The organism is Sporosarcina sp. ANT_H38, assembly GCF_008369195.1.
In the GTDB taxonomy this organism is placed as follows: Bacteria; Bacillota; Bacilli; order Bacillales_A; family Planococcaceae; genus Sporosarcina.
On sequence record NZ_VOBC01000002.1, the window covers coordinates 328,756 to 346,735 of the forward strand.

At 43.0% G+C, this 17,980-nt stretch carries 21 protein-coding genes; 5 read left to right on the plus strand and 16 right to left on the minus strand.

Annotation, left to right across the window (positions count from 1 at the left end):
- Positions 1 to 135: 135 nt before the first annotated feature.
- The 4 genes from FQ087_RS13570 to FQ087_RS13585 all read right to left on the minus strand — a co-directional run bounded on the left by FQ087_RS13570 (position 136) and on the right by FQ087_RS13585 (position 3,703).
- A complete protein-coding gene (locus FQ087_RS13570) occupies positions 136 to 1,434 on the minus strand; it encodes an efflux RND transporter periplasmic adaptor subunit (RefSeq protein ID WP_149581123.1) in 1,299 nt (432 codons plus the stop codon).
- Positions 1,427 to 2,122 carry a hypothetical protein gene (locus FQ087_RS13575; RefSeq protein WP_149581124.1) on the minus strand — a complete coding sequence of 232 codons (696 nt, stop codon included), beginning with the start codon at positions 2,120 to 2,122 and terminating at the stop codon, positions 1,427 to 1,429. Before FQ087_RS13575 ends, FQ087_RS13570 begins: the two co-directional genes overlap by 8 nt.
- Positions 2,123 to 2,776: 654 nt before the next feature.
- Positions 2,777 to 3,232 (minus strand): transcriptional regulator, encoded by a 456-nt coding sequence (locus FQ087_RS13580; RefSeq protein ID WP_149581125.1) that lies wholly within the window; start codon positions 3,230 to 3,232, stop codon positions 2,777 to 2,779.
- A gap of 105 nt (positions 3,233 to 3,337) precedes the next feature.
- Positions 3,338 to 3,703, minus strand: coding sequence for a class I SAM-dependent methyltransferase (locus FQ087_RS13585; RefSeq protein ID WP_149581126.1), 366 nt, complete (start codon positions 3,701 to 3,703; stop codon positions 3,338 to 3,340).
- A 151-nt stretch (positions 3,704 to 3,854) separates the two neighbouring features.
- On the opposite strand from FQ087_RS13585, the gene FQ087_RS13590 reads away from it, so the two are divergent.
- Positions 3,855 to 5,435, plus strand: coding sequence for an SWIM zinc finger family protein (locus FQ087_RS13590; RefSeq protein ID WP_188006753.1), 1,581 nt, complete (start codon positions 3,855 to 3,857; stop codon positions 5,433 to 5,435).
- Complete coding sequence (locus FQ087_RS13595) at positions 5,432 to 8,173, plus strand: DEAD/DEAH box helicase (RefSeq protein WP_149581128.1); 2,742 nt, start codon at positions 5,432 to 5,434, stop codon at positions 8,171 to 8,173. The genes FQ087_RS13590 and FQ087_RS13595 overlap by 4 nt, the downstream gene beginning before the upstream one ends.
- A 78-nt stretch (positions 8,174 to 8,251) precedes the next feature.
- Here FQ087_RS13595 and FQ087_RS22475 read toward each other — a convergent pair whose 3' ends face one another.
- Together FQ087_RS22475 and FQ087_RS13600 are read right to left on the minus strand one after the other, a co-directional pair.
- Positions 8,252 to 8,413 carry a hypothetical protein gene (locus FQ087_RS22475; RefSeq protein ID WP_188006754.1) on the minus strand — a complete coding sequence of 54 codons (162 nt, stop codon included), beginning with the start codon at positions 8,411 to 8,413 and terminating at the stop codon, positions 8,252 to 8,254.
- A gap of 378 nt (positions 8,414 to 8,791) precedes the next feature.
- Positions 8,792 to 9,232 (minus strand): single-stranded DNA-binding protein, encoded by a 441-nt coding sequence (locus tag FQ087_RS13600; protein WP_149581129.1) that lies wholly within the window; start codon positions 9,230 to 9,232, stop codon positions 8,792 to 8,794.
- A 272-nt stretch (positions 9,233 to 9,504) separates the two neighbouring features.
- Between FQ087_RS13600 and FQ087_RS13605 the strand changes: the two genes are divergently transcribed.
- A complete protein-coding gene (locus FQ087_RS13605) occupies positions 9,505 to 9,954 on the plus strand; it encodes a YwpF family protein (RefSeq protein WP_149581130.1) in 450 nt (149 codons plus the stop codon).
- Positions 9,955 to 9,966: 12 nt separating this feature from the next.
- Positions 9,967 to 10,185 (plus strand): hypothetical protein, encoded by a 219-nt coding sequence (locus tag FQ087_RS13610; RefSeq protein ID WP_149581131.1) that lies wholly within the window; start codon positions 9,967 to 9,969, stop codon positions 10,183 to 10,185.
- Here FQ087_RS13610 and FQ087_RS13615 read toward each other — a convergent pair.
- The 8 genes from FQ087_RS13615 to FQ087_RS13650 all read right to left on the minus strand — a co-directional run bounded on the left by FQ087_RS13615 (position 10,182) and on the right by FQ087_RS13650 (position 15,475).
- Positions 10,182 to 10,529, minus strand: coding sequence for a hypothetical protein (locus FQ087_RS13615; protein WP_149581132.1), 348 nt, complete (start codon positions 10,527 to 10,529; stop codon positions 10,182 to 10,184). The genes FQ087_RS13610 and FQ087_RS13615 overlap by 4 nt on opposite strands.
- Before the next feature lie 96 nt (positions 10,530 to 10,625).
- Complete coding sequence (locus FQ087_RS13620; RefSeq protein ID WP_149581133.1) at positions 10,626 to 11,012, minus strand: hypothetical protein; 387 nt, start codon at positions 11,010 to 11,012, stop codon at positions 10,626 to 10,628.
- 100 nt (positions 11,013 to 11,112) lie between these two features.
- On the minus strand, positions 11,113 to 11,544 hold the full coding sequence (fabZ, locus tag FQ087_RS13625) for a 3-hydroxyacyl-ACP dehydratase FabZ (protein WP_149581134.1): 432 nt from the start codon (positions 11,542 to 11,544) through the stop codon (positions 11,113 to 11,115).
- Between the two features lie 54 nt (positions 11,545 to 11,598).
- Entirely contained in the window at positions 11,599 to 11,925 is a 327-nt protein-coding gene (locus FQ087_RS13630) for a DNA-directed RNA polymerase subunit beta (RefSeq protein ID WP_149581135.1), read from the minus strand.
- Positions 11,926 to 12,043: 118 nt separating this feature from the next.
- Positions 12,044 to 12,880 carry a flagellar hook-basal body protein gene (locus FQ087_RS13635; protein WP_149581136.1) on the minus strand — a complete coding sequence of 279 codons (837 nt, stop codon included), beginning with the start codon at positions 12,878 to 12,880 and terminating at the stop codon, positions 12,044 to 12,046.
- A gap of 30 nt (positions 12,881 to 12,910) precedes the next feature.
- Positions 12,911 to 13,750 carry a flagellar hook-basal body protein gene (locus FQ087_RS13640; protein WP_149581137.1) on the minus strand — a complete coding sequence of 280 codons (840 nt, stop codon included), beginning with the start codon at positions 13,748 to 13,750 and terminating at the stop codon, positions 12,911 to 12,913.
- 41 nt (positions 13,751 to 13,791) lie between these two features.
- Positions 13,792 to 14,787, minus strand: coding sequence for a rod shape-determining protein (gene mreB, locus FQ087_RS13645; RefSeq protein WP_149581477.1), 996 nt, complete (start codon positions 14,785 to 14,787; stop codon positions 13,792 to 13,794).
- 418 nt (positions 14,788 to 15,205) lie between these two features.
- The gene (locus FQ087_RS13650; RefSeq protein WP_149581138.1) at positions 15,206 to 15,475 is read right to left on the minus strand and encodes a sporulation transcriptional regulator SpoIIID; all 270 of its coding nucleotides are present in this window, start codon (positions 15,473 to 15,475) and stop codon (positions 15,206 to 15,208) included.
- A 160-nt stretch (positions 15,476 to 15,635) separates the two neighbouring features.
- Between FQ087_RS13650 and FQ087_RS13655 the strand changes: the two genes are divergently transcribed.
- Positions 15,636 to 16,097 carry a hypothetical protein gene (locus FQ087_RS13655; protein WP_149581139.1) on the plus strand — a complete coding sequence of 154 codons (462 nt, stop codon included), beginning with the start codon at positions 15,636 to 15,638 and terminating at the stop codon, positions 16,095 to 16,097.
- 85 nt (positions 16,098 to 16,182) lie between these two features.
- Here FQ087_RS13655 and FQ087_RS13660 read toward each other — a convergent pair whose 3' ends face one another.
- Both FQ087_RS13660 and spoIID read right to left on the minus strand, forming a co-directional pair.
- Entirely contained in the window at positions 16,183 to 16,842 is a 660-nt protein-coding gene (locus tag FQ087_RS13660; protein WP_149581140.1) for a M23 family metallopeptidase, read from the minus strand.
- Positions 16,843 to 16,852: 10 nt separating this feature from the next.
- Positions 16,853 to 17,821, minus strand: coding sequence for a stage II sporulation protein D (gene spoIID / locus FQ087_RS13665; RefSeq protein WP_149581141.1), 969 nt, complete (start codon positions 17,819 to 17,821; stop codon positions 16,853 to 16,855).
- Positions 17,822 to 17,980: the final 159 nt, after the last annotated feature.

Sequence of the window (17,980 nt, forward strand, 5' to 3'; positions counted from 1 at the left end):
GCTATTTGGCTAGCTAGTATAAAAAATACCCTTTCTACTTCTCCTAAAACCTTTTAATTGTTACATTCCTATTACAGATTCATAACGAAAGATTATTAGAACATAAAAAAACCCCGAAAATTCGGGGTTCTGATGTTACCTTATAAGTATATATTTCACGTAATTTCTCCATCCAAATGCTCTCCATTGTTCTTTTGAAGGCAATTCTAAAGGAAGTGACATGAACGCTTTTGGTGCGTATTCATACGTATAGAGTGAAGGTTCAGAAACGACTACATCTCCAAGTTTGAGGCCATGCGTCACGATTGCTCGGTTACTCCAAGTGAATGGTGTCGCAATTTCTACTTTCGTAGCACGACCTGTATTGTCAATCATCCACGCAAACGCGGTTTCATTGTATAGATCATGGAGCCATTTTTCTTTCACTGAAATGGCATCCAGTGCTTCATTGAGAATAACGATTGCGTTTACATTTGCTCCAAATGGTACCGATTGATTGGCAGCATCCGCCAAAATCCGTACTTCATAATAAGAAAGAGGGTTCTTCGCTTCGGCGTCGTCGAGTACTTTGTATGCCTGAAGCCACTCGTTTTCGACTGCGGGTGATTGGGAAACCGAAAGAACAGTTCCTTCTACCGCATTTCCGATGCCGTTCCCTTGGATTAAGACCCGGTCGCCATTTTTAATTTTTTTCCACTCGTCGTTTTTGGCATATGTGACAAACACTTTTTGCGAGCTAAAAATATCAACTGCAAGCGTAGAACCGGTACGGGTTACTTTAGAAACCACACCGTCTACCGGGCTAATTAGAGCAGGTCTCCCCGGAGTTTGCGACAATTGTGCTTCAACAACCGTTTGCTCGCGTTCGATTTCCGCGAGATCCTGTTCAGCTGCCGCAATGGCCTGTGCAAAAGTTCCATCCTGCTTTACATCTACCTGGACGTCCACATTCAATCCAACTTCTACTGTCGTATCGGCCGCATTTTCCGACACATTGTCATTACGTTTTACATTTGATGAGCTGTCGGACTGTGCTGTCTTGCGTTCAGATTCTAGATTGGCAATCATGCTTCGAACAGATGCTGTCTGTTGTTGAAGTGCTTTCAGTTCAGATTCCCATACAGCACGCTGCCCTTCTGCACGATCCGTCTGTAAAATAGCAATCTCATCTCCGACTTTCACAAGGTCGCCTTCTTTAACCAACCACTTATCAACCGTATCGTCATTGCCAACATATACGTTATAGGTTTCTAAAGGTGCAACAAAACCTTCTTTTGCAAGTTCCTCACGGTGATCACCGTTTGTCATACGTTCATAGCGCTCGACATATACTGATTTTGTGATGACACTTTTATCAGAAAATAGCAGATAAAAATTCACTGCTAAAAATGCACTGATTGCGATAGTGACAGCGATGTTCTTAACTTTATTCATTGCCAGCACCCCCTTCTACAAAGGAATGGAACAAGCTTTCAATTGGAATGAAACCAACAACCGCTACAATAAGTGCCATCGCGATGTGAATCCCTATTAATATCCAAATAAATCCTTTTCGTTCGGTACCGCCTGTATACGAGCGGATAAATTGAGATTGAAGTGCAATAATAACTGCAGTCGTGACTGTTAGTTGATTGAGGAATAGGACGATATACCAGTTATCGAGAAATGTCGCTGCAAGCGGTCCAAAAGATAGGAACGACATGCTTGTTGCTGCACCTTTCACTGTAAATACAAGTAAGATAATCGCCTTTTCGATCAATAGGATGCCCGTCATAAGAAGTTGTAAAGGCAATAATTTTTTAAAAGGAATTGCCGTCAATAGGCTTAATATGTATGCAAAACCAAAGAAATGAAATGCCATATAAATAAGTGCCCATATGAGTGCTCCAACTACTGATACATATCGTGCAATTGTGTAATCCGTTGTGGTCATTGTAGAAAGTAGTTCTGTGATCGACTCTGTATTCATACCCCATATATCACGAATGGCGAATAAAAGAACACCGAAAATAGCTACAAATAACACACGTTTTTTGAAGCCGCGCATCGAAGAATTTCCAAGTTGGTTTGCCAACAGATGTGGATTCGTCAGGAAGTGCCAAAACTTAAAATCAAAAAACATTACGGTAATCCCTTTCTGCTAACTATTGCTGAATTTGATGAAGTCACCTTAGCCTCTATAATTACTTTAGCAAAAATTGAGAGATTTGCAATGTTTGGTAGCAAGTAAATAGTGAACTTCTCACTATTTCCCTTGTTTTATGGGTAGTAGAAACATATAAACCATGTTTAAGAAGTGAACTTTTTGTCTATCCTTCTTAATAAAGGAGCTCTTTTCCTTTTTCAGCAGGAATAAAGTGACTCAAAAGGCTAGACGCTGGAGTCCAAAAACTGTTCAATGTCGAAAACACTCACACTTTCTTATCTTTCTAAAAAGGAATGATTTATTTGGAAATGAATACCGGCTTATTTCCCGGGAAATCGACAAAGGGGCGGATAGTTATGATTAATGAAGAAAAATCTGTGTTGTCATGGCCTGACTTTCTATTTGGTTTGACAGGTTCCACCATTTGCCTTTTGGTTATTTACTTCATCACAGGGTGAATCCAGGACGTATTCGACAAATACGTATCCTAACTCATTGATAGCCACATAACCATTATGGCAATGCGGGCTTATGTTTGGGTATCTGTATTTTCTTGAAGAACTAGATTCCAACAATAAAAATACACCTACCGTTAACTGCTAACGACAGGTGTTTTTCAAGTTTCACTTTTCACTTTTCCTGCAGTCCTTCCGTCAATGCATTGAACATTTTTATGTTGTCTGTTTCGAGTGCATAGTCAATCATGCGCAATCGGTTTTTGGCTTCCAGTTGTTCAATGATCCCCTCTGCTTCTAGTGTTATGACTTCCGATGGCTCTGCTTCCGCTTCCAGTCCCATCTTTCCTTCAAGAATAGTTGTTAAATGGATATGAAGATCTGAAATAAGGAGCAATTGGTAAAGAGGTAATCGAATAAACCGGTTTCCTCTTTGGAAAACAAATACTTCCCCGAGATTTTCGACCTGCAAACTCTTCGTATTTATGACAATTTCTTTTCCTTCTGATGGGATGAATTGAAATACATCGCCACCTTTAAGAATGGAAAAGTATTGGTAGGCAAACACCAGGCGGAGTTGGAAATCTTCTTGACTCGTGAAAAATGGCGTCATTCGTTGAACTGATAGCATCTTTCTCCCCTCCAATATTGAATATTCCGATTATTAATAGTCTATCACAACTACCGCTACATTGTGAACCGTTTCACCAAATTATTATCATAGTATGCGAATCACCTATATATGTTTCTGATCTATATAATTCCTTTTGGGTCTTTCCATCACAAATGACATCTTCTTTGGTTCGAAATTGAATTGCAATAATGATAACCATTCATATACGACACGGTTTAAATCTCCTGTAGAATCCTTCTTTCTCATAAATATAATATTGTTGCGCTTAAAGTCGAGTAGCACAAGCTGGAATTTCATCTCATGGAATTCCACCGAATGAAAATGCAATTTCCGTTCTACAGATTCGTAGATGATATGACTAGCGGAGGTCGAAATCGTGCATGATAATGGGGTAATGCTTTCCTGAAATTCTTTTTTTTGATAAACCTGAGACTCCAAATCGGGTACGTAAAGAATAAGTTTCTCCAATGCCCCACCCCTTCTTTAACTTTTTTCTTATGATTATGCGCATAACTTATTACACCAACAAACAAAAGAACAAGATATGGAATAACTTCATTTCCGCTCACTGGAGAAAAGCGGTATAATAGAAGGAATGCTTTTCTTAGGGAGTGGTCCGATGAATATGACTGTCGAACGTGTATCCTACTTGCACGAAAATGAAATAAATGAATTTATGAATGCAATTAAACATGCCCTGAGGCCAGATATTGAGTCCAATGCACTGGAAGTCAGACGCGCGGTGGCTCTTGTCAGAAATGGTGCCACCAATTCCTATAGATATGCGCCATCTGAAGGCGCAGTAATAGCGACCCTCCTTGGCGTAGATTCAGAAAATGTTCGCCTTTCTTTCAATAATGTGGATGCGAATTGTACATGTGGATACGCTGGCTGGTGCTCGCACCGTGTCGCAGTTGTATTTCACCTTTATTCACAGCACAAATCACTGAATGATTGGCTCCACGAATGGCGTAGAACTGAATCACAACAGATGGCACTGTCAATTGCGGAACGTACCCCTGATGCATGGATTGATGTCCTGACACGCTTAACCCAACCGCTCCGTACCATTGATATGGCGGAGAATCCCGGAGTGTTCATCCATGAATCTACTATAGTAAATCAAAAAGCGACCCCGTTAATTCCGTTTGAATATGAATGGAAACCGCTTTTCGAACTTTATTATCGATTACATGTACTGGACGCTGGATGGGCGTATGTAAAAAGTCATCTTAGTGCCGAACCCACTTCTTTTTTCTACGGGAAATGGTATGTACAAAACTGGCTGACAGAACAGCTCGGAAAGCTAAATGATAGCGTCAACGCAATCGGTGCAAAACCAAAATTGTTTGAAGCAGATGCTTTCCATGAACGTGTGAAAGATCTCGTTCGAACATTTGCCCTTGGAAATTCTGGACTCTTCCAAGAGAGGTTCCACGTCTATCGCCTTTTTTGGCAGCAGCTATTTCCATTCCGAGCTGCCAGAGATGCCGAACTAACAATCCTTACGAATGAAGATTCGGAGGAAGCACGAATCTTCATCGCCTTTTTCCACTTGATTCAAGGAGAACATGATGAATTGTCGGAACTCGTTAATCACGTAACGGCTGCTAATGTTGCAACTTGGCTACCGCTTGCAAAACTAGCGGAAAATAATGAAGAAACAGACGCGCTAGCTATTATAATGCATGCGTTATTACCCTTCATTGGCGATTACGTAAACGAATCTGTTTTACTCTCTTCTCGACCTGCATTCGTCCGGGATATCGACGGTTTATTTGAAGCCGCTGATTTTTCGGAAGAATTACGTGAAAGTATGTTTGCGCAATACGGTGAACCCGGCGTCGATGTTTACGCTGACTTTTTGGTTGAGCGTGAACGGTTCGGCGAATGGGCTGCTCTCATGCATAGATATGGCGTTTCATATGAAGGTGCAGAAGCGGGCGGTTTAAAAGTCGCGCTAGCTTCGGATCCGTCAGCCGTCATGCCTCTACTCCATACGTTTGCTATGAGTTTCATCAAAGAAAAGAACCGGTACAGCTATCGTCGTGCCGTCAAACTGTTTAAACAAATGAAAACTGGCTCGAAGAAAAGTGGGAAAGTTGACTTTTGGAATAAATATATTGATACAGTGCGTGAAAAAAACCGTAGGCTACGCGCATTGATGGAAGAGATGGAGAAAGGGAATTTGAACTTATGACCGGAACATTTACATTGAACCGCCTTATTCGCATTAGCATCCGCTTGATGGAAGACGGACTATTTTCCATTGCCGCTGAAGATGATAGAGGGGTAGCAGTTGACCCGGATGAACTTGTTTCCTTCCTATTCTTCAACAATGAACGAGCACTGTACGGACTTCTTGCAAATATGGATGACGAAGTTACCTATTTACAGGCAGACCAGCTTCTAAACGTCTTTTCTGTTATGCACCCCTATGTTACGTTCGAAGGATTGACGGACGAAGACGATACTCAGCTGGCTTCCATTCGTGAGGCAACTAGCGCCTGGACCGACCCTAATTTATGGAACTTTGCAGAAGTAGAAGGAACTACTATCCGATTTGACGGTAGCAAAGCGGGCATATCAGAAGGTGCTGCAGCTGTTATCAGCCAGGCAGTCAGTAGCAAACTTGCCACTTCTGCTATCAATCCGGATTTGCTAGCTTCACTGCTGCCCCATTTACGGCTGTACGGCTGGCCCGGCGAATCCGCCTCCACCATGCCAATCAGTGTCGCTTTCCGTTTGACTGAACCAGAAGCTATGACAGATACGGAATGGCTTCTTGAAACGGTTATTATCGGCGAACGCGGTGCGCATTGGACGCCTGCCGCCCGAAAGGTGAATGCTCCTGCCGCTGATGCTCTTCCTGCAAAATGGAGACCCTACGCAGATGAAGTTGTGAAAAAGCAATCCGAGATGACATCATTTCTCGGCTCCGTGGATCTTGCTTCAAGCGAAAGCTTTTTGTCCACTCCAATGTCTGATCCGGAAGTACGGACGTTCATTAAAGAAGACCTTCCCCTGCTTCAATCGTTCGGCTATCCTGTTATCCTGCCTGCATGGCTGAAATCGGTGACAGAATCGAAAATGCGTATTCGAACGAACGCGGGTATACAATCGTATAAATCTGCTACCGGCTTGGACGAAGTACTGTCCTTCGATTGGAATTTTTCACTTGCTGGTAATCCAATTGACCGGGATTCATTTCGGAAACTTGTCGATGAAAACCGTGAATACATTCGCTCTGGTGACGAATGGTTCCATATCGATCCGCTATGGCTTAGAAAAATCCGTGATTTGATGGATCGTGCGGATGCTGGGGAATGGACTGTTAAAGATCTGCTCTTCCAAGACTTGCCTGAAGAGATTGTCCCTCTAGAAGAGGACGAGGATATTGATGACCCACTTTTCGCTTTCACAATGCAACAATCACTTCGAGGTTATATGGAAATGCTGTCCGATAAAAAAGGTCTTCCAACAGCCGGAATTTCAAAAGATTTACAGGCCGAACTTCGGCCATACCAGCAAGACGGTTATAACTGGCTTATCTTCATGCGTGATAATAGTTTTGGTGCGTGCCTTGCCGATGATATGGGACTCGGAAAGACGATTCAGCTTATCACTTATTTATTAAATATCCATTCTAGACCAGATACAGATTCACCTTCGCTCATCGTCTGCCCAACGAGTGTTCTCGGAAACTGGCAGAAAGAAATCGAACGGTTTGCTCCATCACTTTCAGTCCATACACATTACGGACCGTTGCGAGCAAAAGACGAAAGCTTTAAAGCACTCATTGGTCAACTGAAACCAGACGTCGTTCTTACAACGTACGGTACCGCTTCACAGGATGGTGAGATGTTAGCAGAAACGGAATTTGCCAGCATTACGCTGGATGAAGCGCAAAACATCAAGAACATGCAAACGAAGCAGTCCCGCGTCATCCGTAAGCTCCGTGGTAAGCATCATATCGCACTAACTGGCACACCGATTGAGAACCGTTTATCGGAGCTGTGGGCGATTTTCGACTTTATCCACAAAGGGTATTTCGGCAGTTACCGAAAATTCACGGACAACTTCATCATTCCAATTGAACGTGACGATTCTGAAGCAGACAAACGGAAGCTACGAGCAAAAATCCGTCCCTTCCTGCTACGCAGAACGAAGAGTGATCCTGATTTACAGCTCAATCTCCCTAAAAAACTTGAGCAAAATGAATATTGTCCTTTAACGACTGAACAGGCTGCCTTGTATGAAAGTTTCCTAGAAGAAACGAAATTCAAATTGCAGACACTTACCGGTTTTGAAAAGAAAGGCCTTATTTTAAAAATGCTTAGCCGATTAAAGCAGCTCTGTAACCATCCAGCCTTGTTCCTGAAAGAGCCTCATGCTCCAGCAGTACAATTGCTGTCTAGGTCCAATAAATTAGACCTAATTGTGTCAATGGCAGCTGAAATCGCTTCAAATAAAGAACAATGCCTTATCTTCACGCAATACATTGGCATGGGGCAACTTATCCGTCAATGCTTGTCAGAACTGCATGGAATTGATGTGCCATTTTTGACGGGTAGTATGCCAAAAGGACAGCGTGACCGGCTTGTCGAGGCTTTCCAAGAAGGGGAATTTCCTATTTTCATCTTATCGTTGAAGGCAGGTGGAACTGGATTGAACTTGACTGGTGCAAACCATGTATTACATGCTGATAGATGGTGGAATCCCGCAGTCGAAAATCAGGCTACCGACCGTGCATACCGCATAGGTCAGACGAAATTTGTCCATGTCCATAAGTTTGTGACGATAGGAACAATTGAAGAAAAAATCGACAAGATGCTTGTTGAGAAAGCTGCACTGTCCGCGGATCTCATTCAGTCAAGTCAATGGCTGTCTGACTTATCCGAAACGGAACTGGACGACTTGTTATCGTTCGGCGACTGAAAGTATGATTTGCAATTCTAAAAGACCCCAAGGCCACCAGTGGCACTGGGGTCTTTTTGCTTGCCATTGCGAACCCCCTTACACACGTTCAGCAAGCGGAATACTATGAACAGGCCCAAATTTCCTCTTCCTTTCTAGGTCTTCAATCCGATTCAGACGATTGTTCTGATTGGCTACAATGCTGATTAGCTGTTCAATTTGCAGTTCCATTCGTTTCACATCCTTTTCAAGGATAGTCATCTTCCACACTCCCTTCTCTTAATAATCTGCTAGTGTGGACCCCGTTGGTGGAAGCAGTCTCCGCTTCAGGGATCCCCATTAACAGTTGTCTTGACGTGAGTTATCCGACCCCCATCGGATATTAACAATACATTACCCTTACCTGTCACAAATCACAGATGCCCCTGAGCATCTGGTTCTGTTTTTTTCACTCACTCAAACCGAACATGGGCAGAACCCCTTCTGTCGACATGTTGGAACGTTTCTTTTCCTCACATATAGCTTTTGTTTAACTACCTATCCATTTTCAGTTGTCTGTAATCCCCCGGTTTGTCGTCCGGCTAGTGAGTCCCCCTTTTTCTCGACTATTCCAAGGCTTTTATGTATCATTCTGCCTGGTTAAAAAATCGGTAGTCCTGCCGTTTCACGATTTGGGAGATTGAAATGCTCAGCATCCCCTTTTCCTTCCACCGGCAACGTCATGCTACCTACCTGTTCACTGTACAGGTTATCATTGCTACGTTTTTTTGTTAAAATGAACCGTACATCTTCACCAATTACCTCTGTTACGTACACTCTACTCTTGTCTGCACGTTCATAGGACCTAGACTGAATTCTTCCGCCCACACCCACCAAAGATCCTTTGCCACAGTGTTTTGCAGTATTCTCCGCTGCCTTTCCCCACATCGTACAAAGTACAAAATCTGTCTCCACTTCTCCTTTTTGATTTTTAAAATTGCGGTTCACGGCGAGTACAAAACTTGTTTGTACCCTTCCTTCAGATACTTTTCTCAAAATAGGATCTTTCGTGATTCTCCCAACAAGTGCGACTTGATTCAATCGATTTCCTCCTCTCTCGTTTATTAACTTCATCTTACTTCCTTTGATCGAATTCAAGCAACACGAGATATTTTAATTTTCAGTTATTTATCCGCTATAAATTTCATATTTTGAAGAACTATGAATTTACTTTAATCTACATAAACTGCATAGCCATATGTCTCACTTGAACTTATATAATTTACCGATAATTTAGTTTTGCTATGTTTTGATTTATTCGTAGAAATTTCCGCCTATGGTATACTAAAAGAAAAAGATTGAGGTGGTCGCCGATGAAAACTTTCAAAATGTTGTCAGTCGGAATATTAGAGGAAGATCGTGTGCAGGATTTTCCACTCATCGACGGAATCATTATCAACCAGGAGAACAGTCACCGTATGTGGATACTGGAGATGTTCATCGATAAGGGACATCAATCCATCTTTGAAAAATGGATGGCTGATGAAACATTGCTTGAAGCGAAGGTCGTTATTTCTTATCCTGAAAATGAGCCCGCTGCTTTCCGCGTTGCTGTTAAAGGGGTTAAGATGATAGGTGAAAATGTTTCCGTGTTACTGAAAGGCCGATTGAAACGAGCACGTGCGCAATATGCAGAACAGCTGTTAGAGGAATTGATTGACGAGGGGATGGGCGGTGCTGATTTGCTGCAACGTTTCGAGTCAGATATGCGTTCTCGTCCACGATTGAAGAAGGATAAGGAAAGTTCAAGTAATTTAAGTTAAACTGCCCAGATTATGGGCAGTTTTTCTATAGGCAAAGCAGAAGGCACTGATTTAGTTGCGACAGGTGCTTCCGCTTTTGTATACGGAGGCCTACAGGATGTAGGTCATGCAGCTGGTGCCACAGGACGTGGCGCACTTAAGCTGCGTTCCATTGAACATGCGCCCTGCGCTTTTGAATATAAAAAACCGCCTCTAGTGTTACGAGGCGGTTTCCGCACGGCTTGCGGTTAACGATTGTTTTCATTCGTTTTGTTCTGATCGAGATCTTTGTCGATGATGATTTCATTTGGCGTATCCATGTTTTCATCATTAATGACATCTTCATTCGGAGTTACTCCGCTGTCATCCTTAATGACTCCATTATCTACACCGGTACCGTTTAAATCCCCTTCGTTCTCGAGACCATCCATATCCGGTCCTGTTTGCCCATCGTTAACTTCAGGCGTCATGTCCTTAGTTCGATCCTCCACATTTTCCATCGGAGTTTCGTTGTTCTCTGGTACAGCATCGTTATTTGCACATGCTGTAAGTACAAGTCCCGACATAAGAACTAGTGGTATTGCTTTTTTGAACATGAAAAGATTCCCTCCTCTCCACAAGCCGTCTATCATACAAACCCGTATGATAGTACGTAGCATTGCCCGAAACGAGGGAACTATCCACTATTCTTTTTATGCATTAATTTTATTTTTTAGCAATGTTTCAACGTATATCGCTTCGGCTTTACAGTGATACTCGTAATGAGTATCAAGTACTTCCTGCATGCTCTGAATTTCTACAACCTGTTCTTCAGATGGCGGTTCGCTAAGGATGCGGGCGATGATTTCATTGATACGCTTAGCAAGGTCTTCATGGAATTCTGGATCATTTTTCATATCATCAGGTATTTTTGAATACCATAGCGCTTTTTCAGTAATATATTCACGCCAGCTAGCGATATAATCATCGATACTGAATTTTTCGCCTGACCACTCAATATCACTCATATATTGTTCAAATGTCTGTGTAATGGACCTAGTTATGCTACTTTTTATATTTGGAGAAAGATTTTTAAACATATTGATTTGTTACCTCCCACTTTAGAAGTGCTTTTTGACGACACCGTAATGACTATTGTAACGAACTATCAAGGTGTTCGCAAATTTAGTTCTAATTTCTCTAAACAATAGGACCTAGAGCAAAAGTAATTTCTGTTTCGCATGCGATTTCTCCATCAACTGTTGCGACAGCTTTTCCTTTACCAATCGTGCCGCGAAGTCGTGTGATTTCCACTTCAAGTTTCAGCGTATCGCCCGGCGTCACTTGCCGTTTAAAGCGACAATTGTCAATACCAGCGAAAAAGGCAAGACGTCCTTTGTTTTCTTCTTTTTGCAACAAAGCGACAGCACCTACTTGTGCAAGCGCTTCTACAATAAGGACACCTGGCATAACCGGATATCCCGGGAAATGTCCATTGAAAAAGTCTTCATTAATTGTCACATTTTTTATGCCAACTGCTCTTTTTCCTTCTTCAACCTCAAGTATCCGGTCTACCATAAGGAATGGGTAACGGTGCGGCAATATTGCCTGTATCTGTTCTGCTGTTAACATATCCAGCCTCCTAACACGTTAATATGTATGATTTCACTCAATGGAAAAGGATCTTTATAGCTCTTTTCCGTTAATAATATCCAGGATATGAGTCCAGGTTTCTTTTTTAAAAACATCTCCCGATTCGCCATCGCCAATACTACTGTAGCCTACCAAAGCCCCAAACATTGCTGCACCGGTAAGAAGCAGTAGAACAAGTACTACTCGAAGCCAAATCGGTAGGATGCGAATTTGTACCCAAAACTGTTTTTTTAGCGGTGCTTCTTCTACCGAACTATTTTTACGGCCCTGTTCTTTACGAGTAGATCGAATTAAAGGCGGTGCGCTATCCTTTTGCTTTGACTCAGCCGGGTTCAAGTCACTTCTTTTTTCTTTAGTCATTTTCAGTACTCCCCAATTGTCCAATATTCAGGTGCCTGCAAGATGCAGGAATGCAGCGGCTACTTTCCTTCCCTGCCTTGTACCTGTCAGAGCTGAAGGATGCTTATTCTCAAAAAACTTATCGAATGCCATTAACCAGACCAAGCATCTGATCTGCAAGCGTCACTGTCCGCGCATTAAATTGATAATTACGCTGCACACTGATAAGATCCGTCATTTCTTTTTGATAGTTGACGTTTGATGCTTCGAGTGCCTGACCTTCCATTCCAATTTCACTTCTCGCAGCACCTTGTAGCTCCGTTAAAACCTCTTGTTGCGTAACGCCAAGGTCCGCCAGATTTTCTGGCAGGGCAATATTCGTTGCCGATAGACGCTGCATCAGATTAGGACGTTCCATCACTGTCACAGCAAGCTCGATTGTTTGCGTCGTTCCATCTGCATTTGTCAGTTGGAGATTTCCACCCGATTTGACCGTATAATTTTTTACATTATCGGAAAATGTAATAGGTAATCCAGCACTGTTCGCGACTGGATAACCTTCACCATTAACTAGCATAAGTTGTCCGTTTGCAACTGGAGAAACATAGAAATTCCCTTGACGTGTATAGACAGTTTTTTCCCCACCTCCATCAGGCATAAGAACGTTAAAATATTGTTTTGGCGTAGTTAGTGCAAAATCAAGTTCGCGACCCGTATTTTGCAATGAACCAGCTTTCCAATTCATCTGTGATTGTCCAAGTACAGCACCTGACCCGTAACGTATACCTAGTGGTGATTGACGGGGTGCAGTGTCAGCTTTATCATTATTAAATTGTTGGTATAGCATTTCCTGAAATTTAGCATCACTCGCTTTAAAGCCATGAGTAGAAACATTCGCGAGATTATTCCCGATTATGTCAATCTGACTTTGCAATTGACTCAATGTATTTGTTGCAGTCGTCATTGTGCGTATCATGTATCCCGACTCCTTTCATACGTCGTGTCATTAGTTGACTCGTCCGACTTCCGTTACCGCTTTTTCCATGCTACGATCATAGGCTTGGAGAATTTTTTGATTTGCCTCGAATGCACGATATGCAGTAAGCATGTCCGTCATCGTTCGCGAGGCATCGACGTTCGAGCCTTCAAGATAACCTTGCTGCATCGAGTAGGAAACATCTGCCATGCCGTCTGCGGCCGCAAGGTTTTCTCCGCCTTCTGTCACGAACATGCCATCTCCTTGCTTCAGGAGCATGTCAGGACGCTGTGCGAATGAAACACCGAGTGTTGCGACAGCCGTGTTCCCATCCATAATTACACCTTCATCCGTTATACGAAAATCATCATTTTGCAAAGCAATCCGCTGCCCGTTATTATCAAGCACATAGGCTCCACCTGCACTCGTCAAATATCCGCTTGGATCAAGTGTGAAATTACCATTTTTCGTATATTGTTCGCTTCCACCTTCATTTTCAAGTCTGAAGAATACAGCACCCTGCGTTCCTGTTTCTGCATCAATCGGTAATCGGCCGTCAATCAGTGCTACATCGGTCGTCAGCTCAGTTTCACGCAATTGCCCCTGCGTGAATAATGGCAAAGTCTCCTGCATGTAAACGCCCGTCGAAACTGAACCAACTGGAGTTAAACCCTTCATTTGGAAACCATTTTCGGTCGGAATTTTTGCAGTGTTAATGCTCGACATATACATTTCAGGGAATGAACGAATCACTGATTGCTCTGCCTTAAAACCTGGCGTGTTGGCATTCGCCATATTGTTCGCCAGCATTTCTGTTCTGCGTTGCTGTGCAATCATCCCTGATCCGACTGTGTAAAATCCACGGAACATATGCCCATCTCCTCTTACTTCAAAATTAGTGTTGTAAACGATTAATTACGACTAGAGATCTTGTCCATATTCTCCAATAAAATGCCTGTCCCGATTGCAACGCAGTCGAGCGGGAAATCTGAAACGAACACCGGTACTTTCAATTCATCAGAGAGTAATTGGTCGATGCCATGCAGTAACGCACCGCCCCCAGTAAGAAATACGCCGCGATCGATAATATCAGCTGACAATTCTGGTGGTGTTTTTTCTAGAACACTTTTCGCTGCTTGGACAAGCATATAGATTGATTCTTTCAATGCTAAAGCGACTTCGTCGGAATGAATTGTAATTGTGCGGGGAAGTCCCGAAACCATGTCACGTCCTCTTATGTCCATCTGTTCTTTACGTCCTCCAGGGGAAACCGTACCAACATTGAATTTAATGTTTTCTGCAGTTCGTTCCCCGATAAACAATTTATATTCACGTTTAATATATTGTGTAATATCGTTATCAAAAGTATCTCCGGCCACTTTTATAGAGCGCGATGTAACGATGTCTCCCATCGATAGAACAGCTACATCTGTTGTGCCCCCACCGATATCGACAACCATGTTACCGCTCGGTTGGAAAATATCCATTCCTGCTCCGATTGCCGCAACTTTCGGTTCTTCTTCAAGGTAGATTTTCTTACCGCCCGCTTTTTCAGCGGCTTGTCGAATGGCCTTCTGTTCTACACTCGTTATATTTGTTGGACAACAAATAAGAATTCTCGGTTTTGATAAAAATCCTTTAACATCCAATTTATTGATGAAGTGGCTTAGCATAGCTTCCGTTAAATCAAAATCAGCGATTACCCCATCTTTCATAGGTCTAATTGCAATGATATTGGCGGGCGTCCTACCAACCATTTGTCTTGCTTCTTCTCCGACTGCCAGTACTTTATGCGTTTTCCTATCTATTGCCACGACTGAGGGTTCGTTTAAAACAATCCCTTTTCCTTTAACGTGTATTAAGACGTTGGCCGTACCGAGGTCAATTCCAATATCTTTTGCAAACATTGTTTGTGTTTCCCCTTCCACCTGGATCATCGGATATTCCCGTGTATTTATACGCTTCTAACTAATCATTTTATCATAGTTAACTGGCAATGAATATACTTTAGAACTTTTTGATTGAAAGAACTAATCGAAAAGTAGTTGCGCTCTTCAGCTCCGACAGGCACTGAAAGACTGGAATAAAAAGGTTTTCTTAAACTTTATCTGCAAGCCTAAACTGACCCGAGGAGCTAGGCGCTGGAGTCTAGACAACACAGAAAAGCGCAAGCGCCTGTCCAGCTCCGACAGGCACTGAAAGGCTTGAAGAAAAAGGCGTTCTTTGCCTTTATCTTCAAGTCTGAAGTGACCCGAGGAGCTAGGCGCTGAAGCCTAGACAAAACAAAAGACGAATCGCAATGAGTCTGCGATCCGCCTTTTGTTTCTAACTGCTTCCAACTTTTTTCGTTTCATTCATCCACTTGATTCTAGTCGCCTCGCCGCCCCGTAAATGTCTGACAGACTTATGATAGGCAAGTATTTTAACGACTTCTTCAGACAGTGCCACATCGACTTTAGGCAAACGTTCTGTCAAATCTTTGTGGACCGTACTTTTCGAATAGCCAGTCGCTTTTGCTAACGCCCGTACGGTAAGTCCAGTTTCCAGCAACATTTTTCCGAGGCGCACGCATCGCCTCCGTATTTGCTCGTGCACGCCCTCTTCCTTTCGTCTCAGGTCCGAATCTTCCTTTAGCTTATGCGATTATTAGACGTGATATGCGGGCGGAGGTTGTAGAGTAGGAATTATGATTGTTGGCGGAGGTTTTGATTGGATGACAGCAGGATATGATCGGTTCCGCGAAGAGTATGATTGAATGACAGCAAGTTATGCTCGGTTCGGCGGTGGTTATGATCGCTTGACTGCAGGATATGCTCGGTTCGGCGGTGGTTATGATTGCTTGACGGCAAGTTACGCTCGGTTCCGCGGTGGTTATGATCGCTTGACGGCAAGTTATGCTCGGTCCCGCGGTGGTTATGATCGCTTGACTGTAGGATATGCTCGGTTCGGCGGTGGTTATGATTGCTTGACTGTAGGATATGCTCGGTTCGGCGGTGGTTATGATTGCTTGACGGCAAGTTACGCTCGGTTCCGCGGTGGTTATGATCGCTTGAATGCACGTTATGCTCGGTTCAGCGGTGGTTATGATCGCTTGGCAGCAGGATATGCTCGGTTCCGTGGTGGTTATGATCGCTTAACTGCAGGATATGCTCGGTTCGGCGGTGGTTATGATCGCTTAACTGCAAGATATGCTCGGTTCAGCGGAGGTTTTGATTAATCAGCAAACAATTTATGTACAATGCGATTTTATCATAAGAAAAAGCCACTCCGGATTGATTCGGGAATGGCTGGGTACGTGCTTTTTAAAATGCAAGATATGAGCGCGGATTGACGGCTAGCCCATCTTTTTGTATTTCGAAATTAAGGTGGATACCGACTGTACTATTCCATTCGTTTTCTGCAGCGGTGGCGAGTACTTGACCCTGGTCCACCTCTTCACCTTTTTTAACGAGAATACCTGAGACGGATCGATAGATTGTTTTCAACCCATCTGCATGAGAAAGTATGATTTCATCACCTTTAAATGGGTCTAGCACGACATCCTCCACTGTGCCGCTCAATGAAGCGACGACTTCGAACGTCTTGCCCTGTACTGAAATGGTCACGCCTGTGTTCGTCACGTATTGCTGATTGAATACGAGCATTGCACTTTCACGCATTGCCTCTTCTGCATCTACATCATAATAATCTTGCACAATTGCCACTTCGTCTAGGAGAGCTTCAGTAAATGGATATTTTGGCGTCTCCTTTTCCGCGTTTGTTTCGACAATCAATCCATCTTTCGTTTCCTTCGCTGCATCGCCTGCAAAACCTGGGGCATCGTCTTTCATGAATGCATTATAACCCCAGATCATGCCAACGAAGACTATTGCGATACCGGAATAGACTATTGGCCAAAACCAGCTTTTCGTCTTTGCACTTTTGTTCTTCTGAGAAGGGGCTTTCGGTTTTTCTTCTCGCATTGTCATCACCTCACTCGCTATTATTTGCAAGTGAAGGAGTTTTTAAACATTGGGAATCAAGTAATGTGATTTTTTTTATTTGAGTGCCTGTGTAATAGTGTAAAAGAATCCTCTCGGCTGTCCATCCTTTCTGAGCGTATGCCTCTGCTCCGTATTGACTCATGCCAACTCCGTGTCCATATCCTGTCGTTGTTAGGTGTACGACTTTATTCGTCAGATCAAATGCGATATCAAAGTCTGTTGATGCCAGTCCTAACAAATCACGCATTTCTCTACCACTCGCCTCAAATTCAGTAGTTACGACTTTTTGGACACGGCCAGTTGGATTGCGTACAAGTTGTAGGGATCTAAAACTATCGGCATCCCATTTGCCACCGATTGTTTTATTCCATTTGGCAAGCGTCATTTCGGCTGTACGTTCTACCTTTGCCTCAACGTCCCCTTCTCCTGGACTTTCTACACTTTGTAGATATGGAATATCATTACCACTAAAGTTTTGCGCTGTCTCAGTCTTCCCATTTGATGTTGAAAAAAACATGGCTGATATTATTTTGTCTTTATAAACAATTGTATCTCCCGCAGTCGCTTCCACTGCTGCGCGAACTTTCTTTTCATTACGCTTAAACTCTTTCCCCCATCGCTCTTTCCGTTTCGCCTCTGAAGAATAGACCTGTGCAGAAACAGTAGCAGCAATTGGCTTTTTGCCGTTATCCGTAGTCTGAAGTGCATATGTACGGGCCGCAATTGCTTGAGCTTTTAGTGCCTCCTCCTGAAACTTAACTGGCATTTCAGCTGCGACGACTCCTACTACATACTCTTCAAGTGGAATTGGCTTGTCCTCACCGACAATAGTAATGTCTATGGGGCAAAGTTCAACTTTCTTTTCTTCGGGTTCAGTGACTTTTGCAGGCGTCTCCCTCAATAAAATAGGGATAAAAAATAAGAGTATGATGAATAATGCTGTTAGTAGTTTGTCCATAATTAATTATATGAACCTTTTTGGGTTTTATTCCTGCTTTTTTGGGCACACTAGCAAAAGTGCACGGCGACCGTTTACATGAACGGATTTTAAAATCGGCTCGGGACATGCAAAAAGGCCGTAGTAATTACACTACGGCCTTTCCCAAGTACTTATGCA

Bases quoted from the DNA above. Each gene is read 5' to 3' on its own strand.
- FQ087_RS13570 (WP_149581123.1), bottom strand. From the start codon at position 1,434: ATGAATAAAGTTAAGAACATCGCTGTCACTATCGCAATCAGTGCATTT.
- FQ087_RS13635 (WP_149581136.1), bottom strand. From the start codon at position 12,880: ATGATACGCACAATGACGACTGCAACAAATACATTGAGTCAATTGCAA.
- FQ087_RS13580 (WP_149581125.1), bottom strand. From the start codon at position 3,232: ATGCTATCAGTTCAACGAATGACGCCATTTTTCACGAGTCAAGAAGAT.
- FQ087_RS13590 (WP_188006753.1), top strand. From the start codon at position 3,855: ATGAATATGACTGTCGAACGTGTATCCTACTTGCACGAAAATGAAATA.
- FQ087_RS22475 (WP_188006754.1), bottom strand. From the start codon at position 8,413: ATGACTATCCTTGAAAAGGATGTGAAACGAATGGAACTGCAAATTGAA.
- FQ087_RS13595 (WP_149581128.1), top strand. From the start codon at position 5,432: ATGACCGGAACATTTACATTGAACCGCCTTATTCGCATTAGCATCCGC.
- fabZ (WP_149581134.1), bottom strand. From the start codon at position 11,544: ATGTTAACAGCAGAACAGATACAGGCAATATTGCCGCACCGTTACCCA.
- FQ087_RS13655 (WP_149581139.1), top strand. From the start codon at position 15,636: ATGACAGCAAGTTATGCTCGGTTCGGCGGTGGTTATGATCGCTTGACT.
- FQ087_RS13630 (WP_149581135.1), bottom strand. From the start codon at position 11,925: ATGACTAAAGAAAAAAGAAGTGACTTGAACCCGGCTGAGTCAAAGCAA.
- FQ087_RS13640 (WP_149581137.1), bottom strand. From the start codon at position 13,750: ATGTTCCGTGGATTTTACACAGTCGGATCAGGGATGATTGCACAGCAA.
- FQ087_RS13575 (WP_149581124.1), bottom strand. From the start codon at position 2,122: ATGTTTTTTGATTTTAAGTTTTGGCACTTCCTGACGAATCCACATCTG.
- FQ087_RS13605 (WP_149581130.1), top strand. From the start codon at position 9,505: ATGAAAACTTTCAAAATGTTGTCAGTCGGAATATTAGAGGAAGATCGT.
- FQ087_RS13615 (WP_149581132.1), bottom strand. From the start codon at position 10,529: ATGTTCAAAAAAGCAATACCACTAGTTCTTATGTCGGGACTTGTACTT.
- FQ087_RS13610 (WP_149581131.1), top strand. From the start codon at position 9,967: ATGGGCAGTTTTTCTATAGGCAAAGCAGAAGGCACTGATTTAGTTGCG.
- FQ087_RS13620 (WP_149581133.1), bottom strand. From the start codon at position 11,012: ATGTTTAAAAATCTTTCTCCAAATATAAAAAGTAGCATAACTAGGTCC.
- spoIID (WP_149581141.1), bottom strand. From the start codon at position 17,821: ATGGACAAACTACTAACAGCATTATTCATCATACTCTTATTTTTTATC.
- FQ087_RS13660 (WP_149581140.1), bottom strand. From the start codon at position 16,842: ATGCGAGAAGAAAAACCGAAAGCCCCTTCTCAGAAGAACAAAAGTGCA.
- mreB (WP_149581477.1), bottom strand. From the start codon at position 14,787: ATGTTTGCAAAAGATATTGGAATTGACCTCGGTACGGCCAACGTCTTA.